Below are 22011 nucleotides of genomic sequence, written 5' to 3' on the forward strand. Positions count from 1 at the left end.
ATCGGCCAGGGAGGCAGAAGATCATGATGAAACAAATTTTGTTAATTACAGACGGGTGCTCCAACGTTGGGGTCAGTCCTGTCATTGCGGCGGCTCAAGCACAAGCAGAAGGTGTTGCTGTGAATGTCATCGGGGTGATTGATCATGGAGAACTCGGGGTACTAGGGTCTGAGGAGATTCGTGAGATTGCAGCGGCAGGCGGAGGAATGAGCAGGATTGTGAATTCTGAGCAGCTTTCCCAAACCGTGCAGATGATGACACGCAAAACTGTCAATGCCACCATTCAGCATGCCGTAGGCAAGGAGCTTCAAAGTATTCTAGGCATATCCCAGATTGAACAATTGCCGCCAGAAAAGCGGGCCGAGGTCGTACAAGTGATTGATAATATGAGTGAAACCACATCACTGCGGGTAGCTCTCCTTATAGATGCAAGTGCGAGTATGAAGCCGAAACTTGCCGCGGTGCGTGAAGCGATCCATGATCTTTTGCTGAGCCTGCGGGCGCGTACGGGCGTGAGTGAGCTTGCTGTTTTCCACTTCCCTTCGACCAAAACGAGAGATCAAGAGTTGGAAATGGATCACGGTTGGACGAATCAACTTGCAAATGTCGACAAGATGTTCTATAAAATAAACATGAAGGGTACGACGCCAACCGGTCCGGCACTGCTGCAAACTTTGCAATATGTGACTGAAAAGCCTTTCTCACCAACGACGACCGAGGATGGGATGCTGAGTGACTACGTGGTATGATGAAGCCTTTCGCCCAGGGTCTGAAATTAAGGGGAAATGGAATGGCCGTGTGTATGTGGTCGAACGCTTATTAGGTGCGGGTTCGAATGGGATTGTTGCCCTTGTGCGAAGGGGATCTGCTAGATTTGCCCTTAAAGCAGGCTATGAAACGGTAGACCATCAGTCAGAAATCAATTCCTTGCTGGCGATATCGCTGAAAGACAATTCGTTTAAGAATTTTTTGATTGATGCCGACGATATGATCGTTCAAGGGAAGGGCATTTCCTTTTATGTCATGCGCTATATTGAGGGCGTGACCCTTTCCGATTTTATACATAAACGGGGTCAAGATTGGATTTATGTCATCGGCTCCAATTTGTTGCGGAAGCTTACCGAGATACATAAGAGCGGTTATGTGTTCGGGGATTTAAAGGCTGAGAATATGATTGTTTCTAATTATGGAGATGTCGACCTGATTGATTTCGGCGGCGTAACGTCGAAGGGGCGCGCAATTAAGCAGCTTACTGAAGTCTACGATCGCGGGTTTTGGAGTATGGGGGAACGAGTTGCGGAGGAAAGCTACGATCTATTTTCATTTGCCATTTTACTATTAAAATCATTAGATCACCGCAAGCGCTTCACAGGCTTTATCAAAACACTCCCTCAAAATCGTGAGTTAGATCATTTAACTGCCATTATGAAGGAAAACCCAGTTGCTGCGCAGCTTGCGCCCTTCCTGAACAAAGCATTGCATGGCGAATTTAGAACTTCAGAGGAAGCGAGCATCTATTGGCGAAAGCTATTAGCGGGTAAAAAGGTCGCCTATTCAACCTTAAAATTGCCGTGGCTCAAAATATGTTTTGCTGCTTCTCTATTTATTTGCGGAGCAACGATCTATGTATTTTGGGGTTAAAGCATGTTGGCAGAAAGGAATGTGAGATGGAAACAGATCTTGTTGCCGCAGTCGAACAAAGAGTAAATGAGATAAAGCTTGCAGATCCAGGAGATGTGATTATCGCCGCGGTTTCAGGAGGACCTGACTCTGTGGCGTTATTGCATGTCCTATTTCGTCTTACAGACAAGTATCATTGGACATTGGTTGTCGCCCATGTGAATCATCAATTTCGAGGTGACGAATCGGATGCAGAGGCGGATTTCGTCGCAGAGGTTGCTGCGGGTTTGGGATTGCCGTGTGAAATCGGCGTCATCGATGTTCCAGCCTATATAGAGGAAGCTTCGCTAAATGGGCAAGCCGCCGCGCGGGAGAAAAGATACGAATTTCTCCACCAGGTGGCGGATAAATATGGTGCACATCGGATCGCACTAGCTCACCATGCCGATGATCAGGCCGAAACGATACTGATGCGAATCCTTAGAGGGACAGGCCCTTCAGGGCTTGTTGGCATGCCGGAACGCAGACGAGAAAAAAAAGTGGAACTGATTCGTCCTTTTTTACGTATATACAAATCAGATATTGTGAATTATTGCACTCAGCATGAAATTACCTATTGTAATGACAGCAGCAATGAGCTGCGGAAGTATTTCCGCAATCGGATTCGGCTGGATGTAATGCCGATGCTGAGACAGTATAATGAACAACTTCCCGAGTCACTCAATCGATTGACGGATATGATGCAAGCTGAAGATGATTATTTAGCGGTGGAAACCGAGAAGGTTTTTCGCCAAATCATCACTTTTCAGTCCAACCTCTGCCGCTTTGAACGGTGTGACTTCACCGAGCTCCACGTTGCTTTACAAAGGCGTTTGATTAAATTAATATTAAACTGTCTTTGTGTGGAACGGGAACGGCTGGTCTTTACGCGGATTGAGCGCGTGCGTGAGTTAATTAGTAGAGATCTAATTTCGAATCAAGTTCTTCAGGTGGATGAACAGGTTTATATTGTGAGAGAATATGGATCTATTCAATTTCAGACCTTTGCTCCAGAACCTAAGCCTTATGCTTATGAGATCGAAGCAATGTCTAGAGAGTTGTACCTGCCGGAGTTTGATGCCAAATTAATCTGCTCATGGATGTCCTCAAGCTCGAATGAGAAAGCGGCCTTATCCTCAACTGCAACGGACGTTTTTTTGGATTTGGACCAAGTAGCCATGCCGCTTGTAATTAGAAGCCGCAGATCGGGTGACCGATTGGAACCATTTGGTTTAAACGGATCCAAAAAGGTAAAGGATATGTTCATTGATGCCAAAATGCCGTCAACTCGGCGTGAGGTCATCCCACTACTGGTCGATGCTGCCGGGCGCATTCTGTGGATTGCTGGATTTCGTAGGTCCAAACACGCTTTGGTCGAACCAGACACAGAACGTGTGCTTCATATGAAGCTAGTGCTGCAGGAACATACGTAAATTTCGTTCTTCTAGAATGTAAATTTATAAGGATTCATAATATAATCTAGGGGGTTCATCCTTGTACAGCGACATTCAAGAAGTACTTTACAGTGAAGAACAAATTCAAGGTAAAATCAAGGAATTAGGGGAATTGCTTTCCACTGATTACGAAGGTAAGAATCCATTGGTTATTTGTGTGCTGAAGGGCGCTTTTATTTTCATGGCGGATCTTGTGAAGCAAATTAGAGTTCCTTTGGAAATTGATTTTATGGCGGTATCCAGCTATGGTCAATCTACGAAATCCTCTGGTGTAGTTAAGATTATCAAAGATCTTGATGTGCCAGTGGAAGGACGTCATATCCTTATCGTAGAAGATATCATCGATAGCGGTTTAACGCTCAGTTATCTGATAGATGTGCTAGAACGCCGCAATGCCAAGACAATTTCGGTTGTTGCGTTGTTTAATAAACCGGCACGAAGAACGGTTGAACTTGAGCCTGATTATGCGGGTTATGAGCTTCCGGATGAGTTCGTTGTTGGATATGGTCTGGATTATGCAGAGAAGTATCGTAACCTTCCATTTATCGGCATATTGAAACCAGAGATCTACTCGAGCTAGTGTCATGTTTCGTGCACGCGTCAAACCTGTAAAGTTGTGGCGCTTTACCGGAATGTGGTAAAATAATAAAAGTGTGCCGTTTGAGAGGAGGCTCGTTATGAATCGAATTATCCGGAATACCGGCTTTTATTTGCTTATATTTTTGGTTACCGTAGGGATCGTTCATTTCATCAGTACCCAGAATGAACAAAAGGAGTTAATCACTTACGATAAATTCCGACAAGCAGTAGTTAACAAGAATGTAGAGTCTGTTGTACTGAAGTTCGATGGGTATACGTATTCCATTAAGGGTAAGTACGTTAATCCCCCTAATGGTGCGGATAAGAAGAGCTTCGAAACACATGCTCCTTACGAGCCGTTAGTAGTTCAAATGATTGAAGCGAACGGCGTACCAACGGAAGAGTACGGGCCGATGGAACGCGATAGCGTTTGGATTAGCTTTCTTACGTCCATTATTCCATTCGTCATTATCTTCATTTTGTTCTTCTTCTTGCTGAATCAAGCGCAAGGCGGCGGCGGTAAAGTCATGAACTTCGGCAAGAGCCGTGCACGCCTGTATAATGAGGAGAAGAAGCGAGTCACCTTCGAGGATGTGGCGGGTGCAGATGAAGAGAAGCAAGAATTAATCGAGGTTGTTGAGTTCCTCAAGGATCCTCGTAAATTCGCAGCGGTTGGCGCCAGAATTCCTAAAGGTGTTCTGTTGAATGGTCCTCCGGGAACAGGTAAAACGTTGCTTGCTCGTGCGGTTGCAGGTGAAGCAGGCGTTCCGTTCTTCAGTATCTCAGGTTCTGACTTCGTTGAGATGTTCGTCGGTGTCGGCGCATCCCGTGTTCGTGACTTGTTCGAGAACGCGAAGAAGAATTCACCTTGTATCATCTTCATCGATGAGATTGATGCGGTTGGTCGTCAACGTGGCGCTGGTTTAGGCGGCGGACATGACGAGCGTGAGCAAACGCTCAACCAATTGCTTGTTGAAATGGACGGATTTGGCGCGAACGAGGGTATTATCATCGTAGCTGCAACGAACCGCCCTGATATTCTTGACCCTGCTTTATTGCGTCCAGGTCGTTTTGACCGTCAAATCACGGTAGATCGTCCAGATATCAAAGGCCGTGAAGCCGTACTGAAAGTTCACGCACGTAACAAGCCGCTTGCGAAAGACGTGAAGCTAGATTCACTTTCACGTTATACAACTGGATTTACGGGTGCTGATCTTGAGAACTTATTAAATGAGGCGGCTTTAATCGCGGCGCGTCGTAATCGTAAGGATATTTCGATGGCTGAGGTTGAAGAAGCATTTGATCGTATTATTGTAGGTACACAGAAGAAAAGCCGTATCATCTCCGAAACTGAGAAACGTATCGTAGCGTACCATGAAGCGGGACACGCGATTATCGGTTATCATGCAGAGAATGCGGATATGGTTCACAAGGTTACGATCGTACCTCGCGGACGCGCTGGCGGTTATGTGATGATGTTGCCAAAAGAAGGCGAAGATCGCATGATGCAAACGAAGAACGAGCTTCTTGATAAAGTTACGGGTCTCCTTGGCGGCCGTGTTTCCGAAGAACTGTTCATCGGAGAAATTGGCACAGGTGCATACAGTGACTTCCAGAAAGCAACGGGAATTGTTCGCCGCATGATTATGGAATACGGAATGAGCGATAAGCTTGGACCAATGCAGTTCGGCAGCTCGCAAGGCCAAGTTTTCTTGGGCCGCGATATCGGACACGAGCAGAACTATAGTGATGCGATTGCTTACGAGATCGATCAAGAGATGCAAAGCTTCATTCGTACGTGCTACGAACGTGCACGCACAATCCTTACAGAGCATGCAGATCAAATCCACCTTGTTGCTAATACATTGCTAGAGAAAGAAACGTTGGATAAAGACGAAATCATCGCGCTTTTGGAGAAGGGCAAGCTGAATGCTAGCTCGGACGATGAAGATGTGAAGGTTACGATCCAAGGTCAAAGCCAAGCAAGCGAGAGCAACAAGCTTGAATTCGACAAAGATAAAGAAGTTAAAGAAGATAAAGAAGTTAAAGATATTAAACCGGATCAAACAGAAGAGTAAGTTGCGATATGAACTCGGAAATCCGTTGTACACGTCAAGTGTGCGCGGAATTCCGAGTTTTTTCAATATATTTGCGCATTGACAGGCGATGTGAGAATGTGTAAATTAGTTGTAAATCTCTAATTTTATTGCATTTAGATCATACTACTTTTAGATAGACGATGAGACAATTCTTACGTCCCAGATAGGGGAGGAAGCACCATGGAAGCATTAGCATTAGAACGTAAAGCCGAGCAGAATCGTGAGCTCAAAGAACGCTTGTTGCAATTGAAGAAAGAACGGAATGCTATTATTCTTGCTCATTATTATCAGCGTGACGAAGTTCAAGAGGTGGCCGATTTTCGAGGAGATTCCTTCTTGCTCGCTCAGAAGGCTGCACAAACAGATGCCGATGTCATCGTCTTCTGTGGTGTCCATTTCATGGGGGAGAGCGCGAAGATTCTAGCTCCGAATAAAACGGTCATCATTCCAGACGAACGTGCCGGCTGCCCGATGGCGGATATGGTGAATGTAGAAGGCTTGCGCGCCCTCAAACGTCAGCATCCGAATGCAAAGGTAGTTGCTTATATTAATACATCAGCCGACGTCAAATCGGAAACCGATATTTGTTGTACATCTGCGAATGCGATCAATGTCATCAATTCCGTCGATTCAGATGAGATCATCTGGGTACCGGATAAAAATTTGGGTGACTATGTATCAAAATTCACAAGCAAAAAAGTTATCATCTGGGAAGGCTATTGCAACACGCACGATATGCTGACCGTCAAAGATGTGGAAGAAATGAGAGCACAATATCCGAACGCACAATTCGTTGTTCATCCAGAGTGTCGCCCAGAAGTTGTTAAACTTGGTGACTTCGTTGGCAGCACAACGGCGATTATTAAATATTGCAAAGAGTCTGATTGCCAAGAATTTATCGTAGGAACGGAAGACGGAACGGGGTATCAGTTGCGTCTAGACAGCCCGAACAAACAATTCCATTTTGCGACCAAATACTTGGTATGCCCGAATATGAAAGTCAACAATTTGAAGAAAATTGTGAAGTGTCTGGAAACCATGCAACCAGAAATTTATGTACCGGAAGATGTAGCAGATAAAGCAAGATTGTCCTTGGAGCGCATGTTACAAGTGAAGTAGCATGCGCTGCTTCTTGTTCAATGAATAGGTACCCTCATAAAGCAGGTTAGTTTCCGCCGCACATTGATGTTGTCGTAAAAAGTCGATGGTGGACAAGCTAACCTTGCTTTATGAGCTAATTAATGGTGAAGAACAGGTGAAACGTCATGATTCCTAGATATCTTGTAGATGTTGATTTAGATTCCATTCCTCATATACATACAGATGTAATTGTCATTGGTGCAGGCATTGCAGGACTCTTCACAGCGCTTCGCGCCAGCGAGAATAAGAAAGTGCTCATGATTACGAAGAAGTCACTGCTAGACAGCAATACGCGCTATGCACAGGGCGGTATCGCGGCCGTTATCTCCGACGAGGATTCACCGGAATACCATCGGCAAGATACGTTGATCGCGGGTGCAGGGCTTTGCTCGCCAGAAGCTGTGGATGTGCTTGTACATGAAGGTCCTGCGGGCGTTCAAGATTTGATTCAGATGGGAACCCAGTTCGACTTGGAGAACGGGGAATTTGCCTTAACCAAAGAAGGGGCGCACAGCCAACGTCGGATTTTGCACTCCAATGGCGATGCTACAGGCGCGGAGATTGTAAGAGCACTTTCGGAGCGGACGAAGCAAGATCCGAATATCGAGATCTGGGACGATCACTTCGTGATCGACCTCATTACGCAAGACGGCGAATGCTACGGCGCGCTGGTACAGAAGCCGGGCGGACAGCGCGTGTTTGTGCGCGGCAACGCCACGGTTCTTTGCTCCGGTGGCGCGGGACAGCTGTTCCGCTATACAACGAATCCCGATATCGCCACAGGCGATGGGATTGCGATAGCTCACCGCGCAGGAGCACAGATTCAGGATGTGGAATTCATCCAATTCCACCCGACAGCGCTGTGCTACCCAGGTGCACCGCGGTTTCTGATTTCCGAAGCGGTGCGCGGCGAAGGCGCTTATTTGCGCAACATCAAAGGCGAACGCTTCATGGATCGCTATCACCCTCAGTTGGAGCTGGCGCCGAGGGATGTAGTTGCCCGCGCAATCGTAGACGAGATGGAGAATTGCAAATCAACTTTCGTCTACATCGACATTACACATGAATCAGAAGAACTCATCAAACATCGTTTTCCTACCATATACGAATACTGCTTGAATTACGGACTCGATATGAGTACGGATTGGATTCCAGTCGCACCGGCAGCTCACTACATGATGGGTGGCGTGAAGACAGACTTACATGGAGAAACGCAGGTTCGTCGTCTATTCGCCTGTGGGGAAGTGTCCTCAACCGGTGTACACGGGGCTAACCGATTGGCGAGCAATTCTTTATCTGAGGCGATTGTTTTCGGCCGTAGAATCATTGAACGAATCCAAGAGCTGCCTCCACTGCAAGGGAATATTCAGATTCGAGCAGCTTCCGAAGCGCCGCGAACTGAAATTCCGAATCAAGCAGTAGTGGAGAAGAAGCTCAAGCTCCAAAAGGTCATGCTGCGCTATGCGGGTCTTAAGCGTAATGCTAGAGGCTTGCAAAAAGGGCATGAAGAGCTCGCGAGACAGTTGTCTATTTTCGACTCATTGATGACGAAACGTGAAGAATATGAGTTTGCTAACCTGCTCAACGTAGCACTACTAACAACGACGGCGGCACTAGCCCGCGAAGAAAGCCGCGGCGGTCATTACCGGGAAGATTTCCCGGATCGGGATGACACTGAATGGAAGAAGCATATTGTTTTCCAGCGCGGGGAAGATAGGATTGAGGAGTGGATCTAACATGTTAGATATCAATATGGAAATCGTGCGGAAGCAAATTCGTCTTTGGCTGGAAGAAGATATCGGTACAGGCGATGTCACGACGTTGACTACAATCCCTTTGGAACAAGAGTCCAAGGGGATTATCCACGTCAAAGAAGACGGAATTGTTTGTGGGCTTCGTATCGCACAAGAAGTTTTTCACGTCATCGACGCATCGCTTCGTTTTGAAACAAAAGTGGTCGAAGGATCGTCTGTTCATAAAGGGACCATACTAGCTGAAGTGGAAGGCAATACACGCAGCATCTTACTAGGTGAGCGTTTAAGTCTGAATTTGATGCAGCGCCTATCGGGCATTGCTACGAAGACGAATGAATTCGTAGTGGCGTTAGATGGCCTTCCAACAAGACTGGTGGATACCCGCAAAACAACGCCAGGTCACAGACTGCTTGAGAAATATGCAGTGCGTGTTGGTGGTGGCTATAATCACCGTTTTGGCCTATACGACGCGGTTATGATTAAGGATAACCATATCAAGGGCTCGGGCGGCATTACGCAAGCGGTTCAAAGAGCTCGTCAGAACATTCCGCATACGATGAAGATTGAGGTGGAAGTCGAGAACTTCGAACAACTTCATGAAGCGCTGCAAGCAGGCGCGGATATCATTATGCTGGACAACATGGTGCCTGCCACAATGAAAGAAGCAGTTTCGATAATTAAAAGCAAAGCGCCGCATATTGTAGTAGAAGGGTCAGGTTCTGTCACGCCGCAAACCATTAAGGCTATGGCGGAAACAGGTGTAGATGTGATCTCTGTTGGACGTCTGACCTACTCCGTAGCAGCACTTGATATTTCATTGGATCTCAATGAGCGGAAGGAGACAGCACTATGATTCTCGTGATCGACGTCGGGAATACGAATATCGTGTTGGGTCTCTACAAGGAACGTACGCTGCTGCATCATTGGCGCGTGAGCACGAACCGTTCGGCTACCGTTGATGAGTATGGCATGCAGCTGCACAGCCTGTTCCAACATTCGGGCATTACCTTTGCAGAAGTGGAAGGGGTCATTATTTCGTCGGTTGTGCCGCCGCTGATGAATGCGATGGAAAACCTTTGCTTACACTACTTAAAAAGGACGCCATTTATCGTAGGACCCGGGATCAAGACGGGCCTCAATGTTCGTGTTGACAATCCGAAGGAAGTCGGTGCAGACCGAATCGTAAATGCTGTAGCGGCGTTGGAGCTATATGGAGCTCCGTGTATTATTGTGGATTTCGGTACGGCAACGACTTACGACTATATCGACCCGTCCGGACAGCTTGTGGGATGTGCCATTGCGCCAGGCATTGGGATCTCAACCGAAGCTTTGTATCAAAAGGCAGCGAAGCTACCTCGAATCGAGCTCGTCAAGCCGAAGAGCGTCGTTGGCCGTAATACGGTTGCTGCGATGCAAGCCGGTATTATTTATGGTTACGTAGGCCAAGTTGACGGCATCGTTGGCAGAGTCATTCAAGAGTTTAATGTCAATCCAACTGTCATCGCGACTGGCGGTTTAGCCGAGCTCATTTCCAGTGAGTCGAAAACAATTCAGGTCGTCAATCCGCTGCTGACTTTACAAGGTTTGCAAATGATTTATGAGAAAAATGCCTAAGGTATGTGAAGGAAGGAACTCGACAGACATGAGTGATTATTTAATTCGAGGAACAGCGATGGACGGACGTGTACGTGCGTTTGCCGTTCAGACGACGCTCCTGACAGAAGAGCTTAGCCAAAGGCACCAAACGACACCCACAGCGACGGCTGCATTAGGGAGAACTGCTGCTGCAGGTCTACTCATTGCCGCTATGCTCAAGGGTGAAGAACATCTCATCGTTCAAATTAAAGGCGATGGTCCAATCGGGCAAATTGTCGTAGATGCGAATGCAAAGGGTGAAGTACGTGGCTATGTAGATAACCCATTGGTAGATCCTCCTCTCAAAGAGAATGGCAAATTAGATGTTGCGGCTGCCGTGGGGACAGAAGGTTTTTTATACATAACGAAAGATTTGGGGATGAAAGAGCCTTATAAGGGAAGTGTTCCTTTAATCTCAGGTGAATTAGCCGAAGATTTCACATATTATTTCGCCAAGTCAGAGCAAACGCCTTCTGCTGTTGCGCTCGGCGTACTCGTTGACACCGATCATACGATCATCGCTTCAGGCGGCTTCGTCATTCAGTTACTTCCGGGTTTAACTGATAGTGAAATTGATGAGATCGAGGGTATGCTAGGTCGTATTCCACCTTTCACGAATATGTTGGGCGGCGGATTGAATCTGGAAGAGATTCTACAAACCGTGCTCCCGTCCTTCCGTAAATTAGATGAGATGGATGTTAGGTTCCGTTGCAAATGCAGCCGTGAGAAAGTGGAGTCTACTTTAATATCGCTGGGCAAACATGAACTTCAAGAAATTTTGGAGGACGAGGGTGTTGCGGAAGTCGTTTGTCATTTCTGTAATGAAGCCTATCGCTATGAAGGCGCAGACTTACAACGGATGATTGATCTGTAAGCGCGTGTCCGCTGACCTCTATAGCCAGCATACACCGGTGCAAACAGCATTATGGAAGTAAAAGAGGGAAACAGGATGCACAACGTAAAGCGATTGTGGGGAGTCATCGTCGCCATGGCGATATGTATTCTCGTGCTCGCATCCTTGCTGATCAGTCATGCCATCAACCAATCAGAACCAAGACAATCACCAGAGCCAGAACAGCAGGGTGAGGATAAGAATACGCAAGTTGTCGCCAAAATTGGAAACAGGGAAATCACGCTGCAAGAGCTCCAAGCAGCTCTCGCTCATCACTATGGTACAGAGCAGCTAGGTCAAATTCTGGATCGTGAAGTGATTCGCTTAGAAGGAAATGAGACGGGAACAACGGTCGATAATGCGGAAATCAACCGTGAGTTGAAACGGATGCAGCAAGGATATGAAAGTGAGCAACAGTTTTATGATTCCATGCAAAGTCAGCTAGGGATGTCGCAGCAGGAAATCACAGATGACGTATCGAATAAGTTGTTACTTGAGAAGCTAGCAACGGCCACTATTCAGATCACTGATGCTCAGGTGGATACTTACATAAGCACGCATGCAGATGAGTTTAAGCAAGAAACGGAGTACAACGTTCAGCAAATCATTGTATCTACGAAGGATCAAGCGAACAAGGTGATTGCGGAACTAGCCAAAGGAGTGAGTTTTGCTACCTTAGCCAGAGATCGTTCCATTGATGATGCCACCAATAACTCTGGTGGTGATTTGGGGTGGGTGGAAGGCGACGATCCCTTTGTTGCAGCGCCCATTTTGGATGCAGCGAAATTGCTAAAGGTTGGCGAAATCAGCAAGCCGATTCAGGTTTCTCAGGGGTACGCGGTCGTAAGCCTTAAGAATCGCCGGAATAAGGCAGATCCGGATCTGAAGTTCATACGGGAGAACGTACGCAGAGAGCTTGCGCTGCAACAAGCACCTCCATTGAAAGATTTTGTCGCGCAGCTGCGTGGTAAATGGAAGGTAAGCATTGTGGACCCGATGTTCCGTTAGTGGCTTGTGAAAATTTGATTGACAACCTGTAAGTGCATTGATAAGATTAGATTAATAATACCGACTAATTAACTCGGAAATCATTCGATACTCAATCTGGAGGGGAAATATTATGGCAAGATTAGTACAGAGCGTTACGGATTTGATTGGAGATACACCACTAGTTCGTTTGAACCGTGTTGTTCCTGAAGGCAGTGCAGAAGTTTATGTGAAATTGGAGTACCAGAATCCAGGTGCCAGCGTTAAAGACCGTATTGCCATCTCCATGATCGAAGTAGCTGAGCAAGAAGGTAAATTGAAGCCAGGTGACACCATCGTAGAACCGACAAGTGGTAACACAGGAATCGGTATTGCGTTAGTGGCAGCGGCAAAAGGATATAAAGCCATCCTAGTTATGCCAGAAACAATGTCTTTGGAAAGACGTAACCTGCTTCGTGCTTATGGTGCGCAACTGGTTCTAACGCCTGGGGCAGAAGGCATGAAGGGTGCAATCAAACGTGCGGAAGAGCTTCAAGCGGAGAATCCTTCCTACTTCATTCCACAACAATTTAAAAACCAAGCGAACGTGAAAGTTCACCGTGAAACAACAGGACCTGAAATCGTTGAAGCGATCAACGCACATGATGGTAAACTGGATGCTTTCATTTCCGGTATCGGTACGGGTGGTACAATCACAGGCGCGGGCGGCGTTTTGAAAGAAAACTTCCCGAACATCAAAATTTACGCAATTGAACCTGCGGCATCCCCAGTTCTTTCTGGCGGTAAACCAGGTCCTCATAAAATTCAAGGTATCGGCGCAGGTTTTGTTCCAGATATTTTGAATACGAACATTTATGATGAAATTATCGCGGTTGAGAACGAAGATGCGTTCGAAACTTCACGCCGTGTTGCCAAAGAAGAAGGAATTCTTGGCGGAATTTCCTCCGGTGCAGCTATTTTTGCAGCATTGAAAGTTGCTAAAGAGCTAGGAGCTGGCAAACGTGTTGTTGCCATCATTCCAAGTAACGGTGAGCGTTACCTTTCAACGCCGTTGTACCAATTCGAAGAGCAATAAGATTAATCTACATCAACAAGCCGGGATTAAGCCTTCAGCTGTTACAGCTGGGGCTTTTTTTCTGTTTAGGGTTGGAGTATACTAATTGACAACGAATTAACGGATATCGAAGTAAGGAGTACACGTATGATTTTAACAACACTGGAACAATGGCAGGCGTGGTCCCATCAGCATTCTTATACGATGCTGCCATATGTGATCAAATTAGGTCTTGCGGATGATCGTATGGCTTCTTGGGGAAATGCCTGGAAAGAGGCGTCGCCGGACTCCTTCGTCCTCGAAAGTGGGAAAGGCGGACGGTATACGCATTTTGGACTGCATCCCTTTTCCAAGATTCAAGGTAAGGGACTTCAAGCGGAGGTCACCAACACGAGAGACGGGGGAAGTCCTGCGAGTGAAGCGAAAGTTCCTCACGTTTCTCACATCCAAGGTAAACCGCTCGACGTCGTGAAACAATGGATGTCCGTCTTCCATAGTCCGAAAGTGCAAAGAGCCCCCAAATTTGTAGGCGGTTGTGTCGGGTATTGGAGCTACGATGTGATTCGCACCATCGAGACACTGCCAGAGCAATCGCAGGATGATCTGCAGATTCCGGATTACAGCTTCGCCATGTACGATCAAGTGTGGACACTCGATCACACGGAGATGAGCCTGTACATTGCCGTGCATATGCCTTACGCACCAGGCGCAGACGTCGCTGAGCTCTACGCTGGGGCGCACACGCACGCCGAGGCGATGCTCGTCCGCTGGCACGCGATCCGCGCCGGCAACTGGTCGGGCACGCCGCTGAGCGGTGCCGACCAGCCGACGATGGCGCGCGAGCAGCTGCACATCGACGTCGAAAGCATCGCAGGCATCCAGCCTGCGTTCGACAAGACCGCCTTCATGGATGCCGTGGAACGCATCCAAGCGTACATCTCACAAGGTGACGTGTTCCAAGTCAACTTGTCCGTCAGACAGAGCCGGCAGCTGCGCACGACGCCGGAAGAGATCTACGAGGCGCTGCGCATCGTCAATCCCTCGCCTTACATGGGCTTGCTGCGCTTCGCAGGCTTTGCCCTCGTCTCCGGCTCGCCGGAGCTGCTCGTGCAGCTCGAGGACGGCGTCCTGCGGACGCGTCCGATCGCTGGCACGCGCCCGCGCGGCAAGGACGAGCAGGATGATCTGCGCCTAGCCGGCGAGCTCATCCACAACGACAAAGAGCGCGCCGAGCATGTCATGCTGGTCGATCTCGAGCGCAATGACCTGGGCCGCATCTCCAAGTACGGCTCCGTCCAAGTCAAAGACTTCATGGTCATCGAATACTATTCCCACGTGATGCACATCGTCTCCGAAGTCGTCGGCGAGTTGGCCGAAGGGAAGGACGCTTACGATGTCATTGCGGCGACCTTCCCTGGAGGTACCATCACAGGCGCGCCGAAGATTCGCTGCATGGAAATCATTGAAGAACTAGAGCCCGTACGCCGCGGTCCCTACACAGGTTCGATGGGATGGATTGACTATAATGGCAATATGGAATTTAATATTATTATACGCACGTTAGTAGCCGTTGATGGGATGGGGCATATTCAGGCGGGAGCGGGGATCGTGATTGATTCCATTCCAGAGCGCGAGTATATCGAATCCTTGAACAAAGCCAAAGCGATGTGGAAAGCAATTGAGTATAGCGAGCGGAGCATGAGCCGAGCTTAAGCCCGAGTGGGCTGAGACGAAAGGGGAGCTTAGAATGATTTTAGTGATTGATAATTATGATTCGTTTACCTACAACCTTGTTCAGTATTTGGGAGAGATTGGCGAAGAAATCATCGTTCGTCGGAATGACGAAATCGATTTGGCAGGTGTCGAGGCGTTAGCGCCAGACCATATTCTAATATCTCCTGGTCCTTGCACGCCGAATGAAGCTGGAATTAGCTTATCACTGATTGACCATTTTAAAGGGATCATCCCGATTTTCGGTGTTTGTCTTGGACATCAGTCCATTGGCCAAGCCTTCGGCGGCGATGTCATTCGCGCAGAGCGCTTGATGCATGGCAAAACCTCGGAAATTTTCCACGACGGCAAAACCTTATTCGAAGGACTTCCGTCACCTTTCATCGCGACACGTTATCATTCGTTAATTGTGAAAAAAGAAACCTTGCCAGATTGTCTGGAAATTAGTGCGCAAACGGCCGAAGGCGAAATCATGGCTTTGCGTCATAAAGAATATCCGATCGAGGGCGTGCAATTCCACCCGGAATCGATCATCACGCAGCATGGGCACCAGATGCTTCGCAACTTCCTTCGTCGTACAGCGAAAACAGGAGCATAAAGCATGATCATCTCTATCAATGGAACGCTAACCCCTGAAGCACAAGCCGTGGTCTCTGTATACGATCACGGTTTTCTTTACGGGATTGGCTTGTTCGAAACTTTTCGAACGTATAACCGCAAGCCTTTCCTGCTCGCTGAGCATCTTCGTCGTCTAACCGATGGATGTCAAGAGCTTGGCATCACTTACGAGCCAGACCTCGATAAGATTACCAATCTGATCGAGCAACTCCTCCAGGCCAACCACCTAGAGGATGCTCACATCCGTTATTCCGTCTCCGCAGGTGTGGAAGCATTGGGACTTCCTTCTGCTGATTACGCGCAGTCAACGGAAATTATCTACATCAAACCATTACCCCCAAGGGATGTGCACACGTACGAGCAAGGTAAAGCGCTGCAGCTGCTTAAACTGCCACGCAATACGCCAGAAGGCTTGTATCGTTTCAAGTCCTTTCATTATATGAACAATATATTGGCCAAAAGAGAACTACAGCAATACGCATGGGCTACTGGAGCAGAGGGCCTTATGCTGTCCGAAGATGGCTATGTGGCTGAAGGGATTGTAAGCAACCTCTTTTTCGTCAAAAATGCCCACCTGTACACCCCCTCGCTCGATACGGGTATCTTACCTGGTATCACAAGAGCGCATGTCTTAGCGCTAGCACAGCGACTGCAGCTCCCCACACAAGATGGTCTATACCGATGGGAAGACCTTATCGATGCGGATGAAGCATTTCTGGTGAACTCCATACAAGAAATCGTACCTGTCACCACTCTGTATACTCCAAGTGGACAAGCCTACACTGTAGGCAAGGGATCCCCAGGTTCAGTAACGCGCCAACTCATCCAATCGTACGTGTAGACACTGAACTAACCATGAACTGAAAGCAATGAACAGGAAGTGAACCTAAGATGAATGTGTTATCCTGCAGAGGACATGAGCTGCCCATCGGTGATCGGACGATCATTATGGGAATATTAAACGTAACGCCAGATTCCTTTTCCGATGGTGGAAGCTATACGCGCATAGAAGATGCTGTTCGCAAAGCTCACCAAATGGTAGCGGAAGGCGTGGATATTATTGATATTGGCGGTGAATCGACACGACCGGGTGCGGCGACAGTCACAATAGACGAAGAGCTTGAGCGAGTCATTCCTGTGATCGAGGCGATCAGACGTGAAATCCAGATTCCGATATCCATTGATACGTACAAAGCTGAAGTGGCCAAACAAGCTTTAGAAGCCGGAGCCCACATCATCAATGATGTATGGGGTGGACAAGCCGATGCCAACATGGCTGGAGTAGCAGCAGAGTACGATTGTCCCTTTATCATTACTCATAATCGTACGAACGCAGCATATATTGATTTTCTCCCAGAAGTGATCTCGGATCTTCTTCAATATACGGATCAAGCGATACAAGCTGGTGTTAAACCGGCACACATTGTCCTCGATCCAGGCATTGGTTTCGTCAAATCTTATCAACAGAATCTCTTCTTAATGAACAATCTACGTGCAATCACAGATCTCGGCTACCCAGTACTGTTAGGTACATCGCGCAAAAGTGTGATCGGATTAACACTCGGACTCCCTCCGGAGGAACGACTTGAAGGGACGGCATCCACAGTCGTGTTGGGCATCGCGCAAGGTTGTCAGATCGTGAGGGTCCATGATGTCCAAGCCATGAAAAGACTAGCCGTGATGACGGACGCCATCATTCGCAGTTCAATTTAAACCCAGGAGGCTCCTACAATGGATAAAATCACGCTATCTCGCATGCAGTTTTTTGGCAATCACGGTGTTTTCCCTGAAGAAAATGCGTTGGGGCAACGCTTCTACGTGGATGTAGAGCTGATGCTCCCTTTAGATAAAGCAGGGACAACCGATGATCTGACCCAAACGGTTCATTATGGGGAAGCCTTTTTCCTAATTAAAGAAATTGTCGAAGGGCGTACTTACAAATTAATCGAGGCTTTGGCAGAAAATATTGCATCCGAGCTCCTGCATACTTATACTAGTATCAATGAAGTGACGGTTCGCGTCATCAAGCCGCATCCGCCCTTTGCTGTTTTTTTTGACGGCGTAACTATAGAGATCAATCGAAAGCGGGCATTGGAATGACAGCCGAAGAACGAGAACGCACAATCATTGCTTATGTGGCATTAGGCTCCAATATTGATAATCGTGAACATTATTTGCAGGGTGCAATTGCAGCGCTGAATGAGGAATCGGGAATTACAGTGACGGGTCAGTCCTCCATCTACGAAACCGAGCCTGTTGGCTATGTGGATCAATCTGCTTTTCTAAATATGGTTATTCAAATTCATACTGACTTATCGCCTGAAGCGTTATTGGCTACCTTGCTTACCATCGAGAATCGTTTAGGTCGGACGCGTGAATTGCGTTGGGGACCGCGAACAATTGATCTGGATCTGCTCATTTATGGTGACCATCGGCTAACGACCCCCGACTTGATCATTCCGCATCCGCGGATGCATGAGCGGGCTTTTGTGTTAGTCCCCCTCTCTGAGGTTCTCTACGCGCGGCAGGCGGCCCAATTTGAATCCATCTCTGCACACTTGGAGAAACTGGAAGGAAAGGAAGGCGTCATCTTATGGAAAAAAGCTCAATAGCACAGCGCATCCGTGCTTTTCGCAAATTGAAAGGTTACACCCAGAATGAATTGGCTGATTTGTTAGGGGTATCGATTGCGATCCTAGGAGCGATAGAACGAGGGACACGTAAACCGGATAACAAGATGATTCAAAATATCTCGCAAGTACTTAACATAGAACCCGATGAATTAGTCGCGGTAGTAGTGAAATGAAAGGAGTGGATCTTCTGTGCTGAAAATAGGAAATGTCGAAGCGCCCAATAGAGTCGTTTTAGCCCCAATGGCAGGCGTATGTAATCCCGCGTTCCGGCTGATTGCCAAAGAGTTTGGAACAGGATTAGTTTGTGCGGAAATGGTTAGTGATAAAGCCATTGTTCATGGAAACACACGTTCGATGGAGATGCTGTACGTTGATGATCGTGAGAAACCGTTGAGCCTGCAAATTTTTGGAGGCGACACGGAGACCTTAGTACAAGCGGCACGAATCGTTGATCAGCAAACGAATGCCGATATTATTGATATCAACATGGGGTGCCCTGTTCCCAAAATCACAAAGTGTGATGCAGGTGCGAGATGGTTACTCCAACCGGACAAAATCGAAGCGATGATCGCAACAGTGGTTGCCGCAGTGAGTAAACCCGTTACCGTCAAGATGCGTATTGGCTGGGACTCCGATCACATCTATGCGGTAGAAAACGCGAAAGCTGTCGAAAGAGGCGGCGGCAGCGCCGTCAGTGTTCACGGCCGCACACGCGAGCAGCTCTACACAGGTAAAGCGGATTGGAATATCATTCGTGATGTGAAACAAGCACTGTCCATTCCGGTTATCGGAAACGGTGATGTTGTGACACCAGAGGACGCGAAGCGCATGTTGGACGAAACGGGTGTAGACGGTGTCATGATTGGACGCGGTGCCTTAGGCAACCCGTGGATGCTGTACCGTACGGTACAATATCTAGCTAATGGTGAGCTTCCGCCGGAACCGTCCGCAGAAGAGAAAATTCGTATCGCTATTTTACACATGGATCGTCTGATCGCACTCAAAGGTGAGCATGTAGCTGTCAAAGAAATGCGTAAACACATGGCTTGGTACCTCAAAGGCATGACGGGCGCAGCACGTGTGAAGGATATCATTATGGAGACGGAGAAGCGGGATGAAATGGTTCGTACATTAGACGCTTATGTCGAGCATCTTGCGATGAGTTCCGGTTCAGGGTCAGCAGAAGAATCCGCTGTGCTACATTAAAATCATGCAACAATGGTTGACATTGACATTTTGAAACGGTTGCAATATAATCAGTCAATATTAATGTGTTCCTGCATATATTGAAAGACTAACGAGTAAGAAACTTATTATGAAACGTGAATTCATACTACTTGAATCAGCTCGATAAAGACCTAACTCCTAGCAGGAAGCATCGATTCAACGATATGAAAATCTTTCACATGACGGGAGATCAGTTGGCAATGGCTGAAAAAGAGGTCATTCTTACACCAGTAGGGCTGCGGAAATTAGAGGATGAGCTTGAACATCTGAAATCCGTGAAACGCCGGGAAGTCGCGGAAAGAATTAAGGTTGCCATCGGTTATGGCGATATTAGTGAGAATTCCGAGTACGAAGATGCGAAGAACGAACAAGCATTTATTGAAGGAAGAATTATCACTTTAGAAAAAATGCTGCGCAATGCGCGGATTATTAATAATGATGACGTCGATATTAACACCGTTAGTGTTGGTTCGATTGTAACGCTGAAAGACTTGGAGTTCGGCGACTTGGTAGAATACAACATTGTGGGTTCAGCAGAGTCGGATCCCTTACAGAATAAGATTTCCAATGAAAGCCCTGTGGGTAAAGCTATTCTAGGCAAGCAAAAGGGCACCAACGTCGACGTTGTCGTTCCTGCTGGCGTCATTCAGTATCAAATTGTTGATATTAAAAAGTAGCGTGCAGCCGCAAGCCTTTTGGAAAGCTTCCCTCAGGAAGCTTTTTTCCGTTCAGAGACTTCACTAATAGGAGATGAAATAATGAGTCAGGAATTAGAATTAAATGAGTTGCTCGTAATTAGACGCAATAAATTGGACGAGCTTCGCGGTCTCGGCGTCGATCCTTTCGGCAGCAAATATGTAAGAACACATTCGGCGAAGGATATTCTTACGGCTTATCAAGAAATGAGCAAAGAAGATCTAGATGAAGCGAACGTAGAGGTTCGTATTGCCGGACGTATTATGCAGAAGAGAAGTATGGGGAAAGCCAGCTTTGCACATCTGCAAGATATCACAGGAAAAATTCAAATCTACGTGCGTGAAGATGCGTTGGAAGCAAACATCTATAAAGCATTTGATATTCTCGATCTAGGCGATATGGTAGGGGTAGAAGGCGTTGTTTTCAAAACGAAAACCGGCGAAACCTCTATTAAAGTGAAATCACTTGAGGTATTGACCAAATCCTTGCTTCCGCTGCCGGACAAATTCCACGGGCTTAGCGATGTTGAGCTTCGCTATCGTCAACGTTATGTGGATCTGATTATGAATCAAGATGTGCAGCAGACCTTTATTCTTCGTTCTAAAATTATTCAATCCATGCGTCGTTATTTAGACTCTTTGGGTTATTTAGAAGTGGAAACACCGACGTTGCACTCCATTGCTGGTGGGGCTTCCGCGCGTCCTTTTAATACGCACCACAATGCGTTAGATATGCAGCTTCATATGCGTATCGCGATCGAACTTCATTTGAAGCGTCTAATCGTCGGTGGGCTTGAGAAAGTATATGAAATCGGCCGTGTATACCGTAATGAAGGTATCTCTACGCGTCATAATCCGGAGTTTACCATGATTGAGTTGTACGAAGCTTATGCGGACTACAAGGATATCATGAAGCTGACTGAGGAGCTTGTTGCTCATATCGCGCAAGAAGTGTTAGGTCAAACAACAATTCCTTATGGCGATCATGAGGTTAATTTAGCTGTTGGTTGGAGACGTGTCTCCATGGTCGATGCAATCAAAGAAGTTACAGGTGTAGACTTTAGCGTTCATATGACGAATGAGCAAGCGCATGGTCTGGCGAAAGAGCACAAGGTATCCGTAGAGCCGCATATGACATTTGGTCACATTGTGAACCAATTCTTCGAGACCTTTGTTGAAGAGACGCTGATTCAGCCTACCTTCATCTATGGACATCCATTAGAGATTTCTCCGCTTGCCAAAAAGAATCCCGAGGATCCGCGCTTTACGGATCGTTTTGAGCTCTTTATCGTGGCGCGTGAGCATGCAAATGCCTTTACAGAGCTTAACGATCCTATTGACCAAAGAGAGCGCTTTGAGGCCCAGCTGCGTGAGAAAGAGCAGGGGAATGATGAAGCGCACGAAATGGATGAGGATTTCATTCGTGCACTTGAGTACGGCATGCCGCCAACAGGTGGCTTAGGTATAGGTATTGACCGTTTGGTTATGCTATTGACGAATGCACCATCGATTCGTGATGTGTTATTATTCCCGTTAATGCGTGAGCGTCAAGGCGAGTAATTTCTTCATTTCGGGGCACCATTCGGTGCCTCGAATTTTTTTGAAATTAGGGCTTGCAAAGTGTATGTCGTCTGTGGTATCTTATAAAAGTTGCCGCTGAGGACAACATGAGAAACACAAGAAACACAACAAAAAAACAACCTGAAATTAAGGGTTGCAAATAAAAACTCAGTATGGTATATTGGTCTTCCGGCTTTCGAGAGAGAGCGGATGGGACAAGAGTGATTGATCTTTGAAAACTGAACAACGAGTGAGTAAGCACGAACGAGTAATCGTTCAAATAAAGAGATTGCA

22 protein-coding genes are annotated in these 22011 nt (G+C 47.2%); all 22 read left to right on the forward strand.

Annotated elements, in window-relative coordinates; translation table 11 throughout:
* Positions 1 to 26: 26 nt before the first annotated feature.
* The 22 genes from A8709_RS19810 to lysS all read left to right on the forward strand — a co-directional run bounded on the left by A8709_RS19810 (position 27) and on the right by lysS (position 21717).
* Entirely contained in the window at positions 27 to 749 is a 723-nt protein-coding gene (locus A8709_RS19810; RefSeq protein WP_065854400.1) for a vWA domain-containing protein, read from the forward strand.
* A complete protein-coding gene (locus A8709_RS19815; RefSeq protein WP_065854351.1) occupies positions 733 to 1641 on the forward strand; it encodes a protein kinase domain-containing protein in 909 nt (302 codons plus the stop codon). The genes A8709_RS19810 and A8709_RS19815 overlap by 17 nt, the downstream gene beginning before the upstream one ends.
* A 26-nt stretch (positions 1642 to 1667) precedes the next feature.
* Positions 1668 to 3092, forward strand: a complete 1425-nt coding sequence (gene tilS, locus A8709_RS19820; protein ID WP_065854353.1) for a tRNA lysidine(34) synthetase TilS — start codon at positions 1668 to 1670, stop codon at positions 3090 to 3092.
* A 61-nt stretch (positions 3093 to 3153) separates the two neighbouring features.
* Complete coding sequence (gene hpt / locus A8709_RS19825; protein WP_065854354.1) at positions 3154 to 3693, forward strand: hypoxanthine phosphoribosyltransferase; 540 nt, start codon at positions 3154 to 3156, stop codon at positions 3691 to 3693.
* 97 nt (positions 3694 to 3790) lie between these two features.
* Complete coding sequence (gene ftsH, locus A8709_RS19830; RefSeq protein ID WP_065854356.1) at positions 3791 to 5770, forward strand: ATP-dependent zinc metalloprotease FtsH; 1980 nt, start codon at positions 3791 to 3793, stop codon at positions 5768 to 5770.
* A gap of 201 nt (positions 5771 to 5971) precedes the next feature.
* Positions 5972 to 6910: a quinolinate synthase NadA gene (nadA, locus tag A8709_RS19835; protein WP_028557389.1), complete on the forward strand. Its 939-nt coding sequence runs from the start codon at positions 5972 to 5974 to the stop codon at positions 6908 to 6910.
* A 146-nt stretch (positions 6911 to 7056) separates the two neighbouring features.
* Positions 7057 to 8667: an L-aspartate oxidase gene (nadB, locus tag A8709_RS19840; RefSeq protein WP_065854358.1), complete on the forward strand. Its 1611-nt coding sequence runs from the start codon at positions 7057 to 7059 to the stop codon at positions 8665 to 8667.
* Between the two features lies 1 nt (position 8668).
* Complete coding sequence (gene nadC, locus A8709_RS19845) at positions 8669 to 9538, forward strand: carboxylating nicotinate-nucleotide diphosphorylase (protein WP_065854360.1); 870 nt, start codon at positions 8669 to 8671, stop codon at positions 9536 to 9538.
* The gene (locus A8709_RS19850) at positions 9535 to 10299 is read left to right on the forward strand and encodes a type III pantothenate kinase (protein WP_065854362.1); all 765 of its coding nucleotides are present in this window, start codon (positions 9535 to 9537) and stop codon (positions 10297 to 10299) included. Before nadC ends, A8709_RS19850 begins: the two co-directional genes overlap by 4 nt.
* Positions 10300 to 10327: 28 nt before the next feature.
* Positions 10328 to 11194 carry an Hsp33 family molecular chaperone HslO gene (hslO, locus tag A8709_RS19855; RefSeq protein WP_065854364.1) on the forward strand — a complete coding sequence of 289 codons (867 nt, stop codon included), beginning with the start codon at positions 10328 to 10330 and terminating at the stop codon, positions 11192 to 11194.
* A 75-nt stretch (positions 11195 to 11269) separates the two neighbouring features.
* The gene (locus A8709_RS19860) at positions 11270 to 12220 is read left to right on the forward strand and encodes a peptidyl-prolyl cis-trans isomerase (RefSeq protein WP_065854366.1); all 951 of its coding nucleotides are present in this window, start codon (positions 11270 to 11272) and stop codon (positions 12218 to 12220) included.
* 112 nt (positions 12221 to 12332) lie between these two features.
* Entirely contained in the window at positions 12333 to 13274 is a 942-nt protein-coding gene (gene cysK, locus A8709_RS19865; RefSeq protein ID WP_065854369.1) for a cysteine synthase A, read from the forward strand.
* A gap of 126 nt (positions 13275 to 13400) precedes the next feature.
* Positions 13401 to 14966 carry an anthranilate synthase component I family protein gene (locus A8709_RS19870; protein ID WP_065854371.1) on the forward strand — a complete coding sequence of 522 codons (1566 nt, stop codon included), beginning with the start codon at positions 13401 to 13403 and terminating at the stop codon, positions 14964 to 14966.
* A 34-nt stretch (positions 14967 to 15000) separates the two neighbouring features.
* Positions 15001 to 15582 (forward strand): aminodeoxychorismate/anthranilate synthase component II, encoded by a 582-nt coding sequence (gene pabA / locus A8709_RS19875; RefSeq protein WP_065854372.1) that lies wholly within the window; start codon positions 15001 to 15003, stop codon positions 15580 to 15582.
* 3 nt (positions 15583 to 15585) lie between these two features.
* Positions 15586 to 16443, forward strand: a complete 858-nt coding sequence (gene pabC / locus A8709_RS19880) for an aminodeoxychorismate lyase (RefSeq protein WP_065854374.1) — start codon at positions 15586 to 15588, stop codon at positions 16441 to 16443.
* A 50-nt stretch (positions 16444 to 16493) separates the two neighbouring features.
* Complete coding sequence (folP, locus tag A8709_RS19885) at positions 16494 to 17315, forward strand: dihydropteroate synthase (RefSeq protein WP_065854376.1); 822 nt, start codon at positions 16494 to 16496, stop codon at positions 17313 to 17315.
* Between the two features lie 18 nt (positions 17316 to 17333).
* Positions 17334 to 17702: a dihydroneopterin aldolase gene (folB, locus tag A8709_RS19890; protein WP_065854379.1), complete on the forward strand. Its 369-nt coding sequence runs from the start codon at positions 17334 to 17336 to the stop codon at positions 17700 to 17702.
* Entirely contained in the window at positions 17699 to 18214 is a 516-nt protein-coding gene (gene folK / locus A8709_RS19895; RefSeq protein WP_065854381.1) for a 2-amino-4-hydroxy-6-hydroxymethyldihydropteridine diphosphokinase, read from the forward strand. The genes folB and folK overlap by 4 nt, the downstream gene beginning before the upstream one ends.
* On the forward strand, positions 18196 to 18408 hold the full coding sequence (locus A8709_RS19900; protein WP_065854384.1) for a helix-turn-helix domain-containing protein: 213 nt from the start codon (positions 18196 to 18198) through the stop codon (positions 18406 to 18408). Before folK ends, A8709_RS19900 begins: the two co-directional genes overlap by 19 nt.
* Before the next feature lie 16 nt (positions 18409 to 18424).
* Entirely contained in the window at positions 18425 to 19441 is a 1017-nt protein-coding gene (dusB, locus tag A8709_RS19905) for a tRNA dihydrouridine synthase DusB (protein WP_065854386.1), read from the forward strand.
* Between the two features lie 221 nt (positions 19442 to 19662).
* Positions 19663 to 20139 (forward strand): transcription elongation factor GreA, encoded by a 477-nt coding sequence (gene greA, locus A8709_RS19910; protein ID WP_065854402.1) that lies wholly within the window; start codon positions 19663 to 19665, stop codon positions 20137 to 20139.
* Positions 20140 to 20220: 81 nt separating this feature from the next.
* Positions 20221 to 21717, forward strand: a complete 1497-nt coding sequence (gene lysS, locus A8709_RS19915; protein WP_065854387.1) for a lysine--tRNA ligase — start codon at positions 20221 to 20223, stop codon at positions 21715 to 21717.
* Positions 21718 to 22011: the final 294 nt, after the last annotated feature.

This window comes from Paenibacillus pectinilyticus (genome assembly GCF_001700435.1).
In the GTDB taxonomy this organism is placed as follows: Bacteria; Bacillota; Bacilli; order Paenibacillales; family NBRC-103111; genus Paenibacillus_E; species Paenibacillus_E pectinilyticus.

Coding starts and splice junctions, on each gene's coding strand:
- cysK (WP_065854369.1), top strand. CDS start 12,333: ATGGCAAGATTAGTACAGAGCGTTACGGATTTGATTGGAGATACACCA.
- A8709_RS19810 (WP_065854400.1), top strand. CDS start 27: ATGAAACAAATTTTGTTAATTACAGACGGGTGCTCCAACGTTGGGGTC.
- A8709_RS19900 (WP_065854384.1), top strand. CDS start 18,196: ATGGAAAAAAGCTCAATAGCACAGCGCATCCGTGCTTTTCGCAAATTG.
- tilS (WP_065854353.1), top strand. CDS start 1,668: ATGGAAACAGATCTTGTTGCCGCAGTCGAACAAAGAGTAAATGAGATA.
- nadC (WP_065854360.1), top strand. CDS start 8,669: ATGTTAGATATCAATATGGAAATCGTGCGGAAGCAAATTCGTCTTTGG.
- ftsH (WP_065854356.1), top strand. CDS start 3,791: ATGAATCGAATTATCCGGAATACCGGCTTTTATTTGCTTATATTTTTG.
- nadB (WP_065854358.1), top strand. CDS start 7,057: ATGATTCCTAGATATCTTGTAGATGTTGATTTAGATTCCATTCCTCAT.
- nadA (WP_028557389.1), top strand. CDS start 5,972: ATGGAAGCATTAGCATTAGAACGTAAAGCCGAGCAGAATCGTGAGCTC.
- A8709_RS19860 (WP_065854366.1), top strand. CDS start 11,270: ATGCACAACGTAAAGCGATTGTGGGGAGTCATCGTCGCCATGGCGATA.
- A8709_RS19850 (WP_065854362.1), top strand. CDS start 9,535: ATGATTCTCGTGATCGACGTCGGGAATACGAATATCGTGTTGGGTCTC.
- pabC (WP_065854374.1), top strand. CDS start 15,586: ATGATCATCTCTATCAATGGAACGCTAACCCCTGAAGCACAAGCCGTG.
- folB (WP_065854379.1), top strand. CDS start 17,334: ATGGATAAAATCACGCTATCTCGCATGCAGTTTTTTGGCAATCACGGT.
- pabA (WP_065854372.1), top strand. CDS start 15,001: ATGATTTTAGTGATTGATAATTATGATTCGTTTACCTACAACCTTGTT.
- folP (WP_065854376.1), top strand. CDS start 16,494: ATGAATGTGTTATCCTGCAGAGGACATGAGCTGCCCATCGGTGATCGG.
- A8709_RS19870 (WP_065854371.1), top strand. CDS start 13,401: ATGATTTTAACAACACTGGAACAATGGCAGGCGTGGTCCCATCAGCAT.
- lysS (WP_065854387.1), top strand. CDS start 20,221: ATGAGTCAGGAATTAGAATTAAATGAGTTGCTCGTAATTAGACGCAAT.
- folK (WP_065854381.1), top strand. CDS start 17,699: ATGACAGCCGAAGAACGAGAACGCACAATCATTGCTTATGTGGCATTA.
- hslO (WP_065854364.1), top strand. CDS start 10,328: ATGAGTGATTATTTAATTCGAGGAACAGCGATGGACGGACGTGTACGT.
- greA (WP_065854402.1), top strand. CDS start 19,663: ATGGCTGAAAAAGAGGTCATTCTTACACCAGTAGGGCTGCGGAAATTA.